General features: G+C 65.0%; 1 protein-coding gene. It reads right to left on the bottom strand.

Going from position 1 to position 989, the window contains the following annotated elements:
• Position 1: 1 nt before the first annotated feature.
• Positions 2 to 989, bottom strand: a 988-nt coding sequence (locus ACTNBB_RS09095; RefSeq protein WP_441055873.1) for an arginine deiminase, incomplete at its 5' end; no start/stop codon positions are given.

The following is a 989-nucleotide window of genomic DNA, read 5'->3' as shown; positions in this document are numbered from 1 at the left end:
CTTAGAGGTCCTCGCGCCAGAAGGGCATGCTCATGCAGCGCGGGCCGCCACGGCCGCGGGAGAGCTCGGCGGAGGGCACGACGAGAAGGTCCAGGCCCTCCTTGTACAGCACGTCGTTGGTGACGGTGTTGCGGGCGTAGACGCAGATCTTGCCGGGCTCGACGCACAGGGTGTTGGAGCCGTCGTTCCACTGCTCGCGGGAGGCCGCGATCGGGTCGCCGCCGCCGCAGGGGATCAGCTTGACCTGGTCGACGCCGGTGGCGTCCTCCAGGACGTGCTCGAGGGTGTCCTCGATCAGGCGGATGTTCACGTCGCCCGGGTTCTTGCCGGCGGTCAGCTCGTAGACGCGCAGGGTGCCCATGATGGCGGGGTGGATCGTGAACTTATCGACGTCGATCTGGGTGAAGACCGTGTCGAGGTGCATGAAGGCGCGCGAGACCGGGATGTCGAAGGCCAGGATGCGCTCGACCTTGGAGTCGGAGTTCCAGAAGATGTTCTGGGCCATGACGTCGATAGCGGCGGCCTGGGTGCGCTGGGAGATGCCGACGGCGAGGGTCTTCTCGTTGATGTTCAGCACGTCGCCGCCCTCGGTGTGGAACTGGCAGTCGCGGCGGAAGTACAGGGAGACGTCCTTGTAGTCGGGGTGGTACTTGAAGACGTACTTGCCGTACAGGGTCTCGCGGTTGCGGGTGACCGAGTACATGCGGTTGAGGTTGACGCCCTCGCCGACGACCGCGAACGGGTCGCGGGTGAAGTAGAGGTTGGGCATCGGGTCGATGATCAGGTCGGACTCGGACTCGGAGTTGACCAGGGAGTCGAGGGTCGTGGAGGCCGTGAGGGGCATCTCGATCTCGGCCTTGGTCATGCCGGCCATGGTCTTCTTGACGAACTCGAGGTTGTCCTCGATGGAGTCCAGCTTCTCGCGGACGATCTGCGGCATGTGCTTCCCGCGGATGCCGGCCTCGGCGATGTACTGGTCGGTGAACTCG

This window comes from Collinsella sp. HCP28S3_B9, assembly GCF_052066095.1.
Lineage (GTDB): Bacteria > Actinomycetota > Coriobacteriia > Coriobacteriales > Coriobacteriaceae > Collinsella.
Note: the sequence above shows the minus strand (reverse complement) of the source record. Positions and strands in the feature narration are given on the sequence as shown.